Below are 853 nucleotides of genomic sequence, written 5' to 3' on the forward strand. Positions count from 1 at the left end.
CCACAGACGGCTGCGCCCTGCCCAAAGTGGAGCACAGAGAGATGAAAACGCTTCCAGTGGAGCAGCTGGCCTCCTTCCTGCGGGAGGCGAAAGAGAGCGGAGTGTTCGAGCTCTATTACGTGGAGCTGGCCACCGGCCTGCGGCGAGGAGAACTGTTAGGCCTGAAGTGGGAGGACCTTGATTTGGAGCGGGGCGACCTCCGGGTTAAACGGCAAATCGCAAGAATCAACGGCGAGGTGGTGGAAGCTCCCCTGAAAACAAAAAACGCCTACCGCACCCTGCCCCTGGCAAAGGATACGATAGACGTTCTGAATCAGCAGAAAAAGAAAGTGGGGAGCTGTCCCTGGGTGTTCCCCGGTCCCACGGGCGGTCCCATGTCCCCGGACAGTGTGCTCCACATGCTACACCGGGTGCTGAAGCGGGCGGGACTGCCTCGAGTCAGGTTCCATGATCTGAGGCACACGTTCGCAACTCTGGCTCTGCAAAACGGGGTAGACGTGAAAACTGTCTCTGGGATGCTGGGCCACTACAGCGCTGGCTTCACTCTGGACACCTACGCCCATGTGACCACCTCGGCCCAGCGGCAGGCGGCGGAGGCCATGGAACACGTCCTCTCCGGCAGTTTATAGCCCTCTCCAGTCCAGAAAAATTCCCGTATGGGTCAGAATCTGGGTCAGATTTGAAAGAGAAAAATAAACTTCTCCAAAAAGTTGCGGAAAACAAAAATAATCCGCTGGAATCACCTGATTCCAGCGGATTTCTGGTTGCGGGAGGAGGACTTGAACCTCCGACCTCCGGGTTATGAGCTGTCGTCTGTTTGTCCGTCCGCTGCGTTTCGAGGCTTTCCGGGTAT

At 57.2% G+C, this 853-nt stretch carries 2 protein-coding genes; one reads left to right on the forward strand and one right to left on the reverse strand.

The features are described from left to right. Nucleotides 1-629: site-specific integrase (locus B5F19_RS16865; RefSeq protein ID WP_140394283.1), on the forward strand; the 629-nt coding region annotated here is incomplete at its 5' end. Here B5F19_RS16865 and B5F19_RS17800 read toward each other — a convergent pair. Continuing rightward, on the reverse strand, nucleotides 624-853 hold a 230-nt coding region (locus B5F19_RS17800), incomplete at its 5' end, for a hypothetical protein (RefSeq protein WP_204248364.1). The two genes, B5F19_RS16865 and B5F19_RS17800, sit on opposite strands and share 6 nt — an antisense overlap.

Origin of the sequence: Pseudoflavonifractor sp. An184 (assembly GCF_002160305.1) — a bacterium.
In the GTDB taxonomy this organism is placed as follows: Bacteria; Bacillota; Clostridia; order Oscillospirales; family Oscillospiraceae; genus Lawsonibacter; species Lawsonibacter pullicola.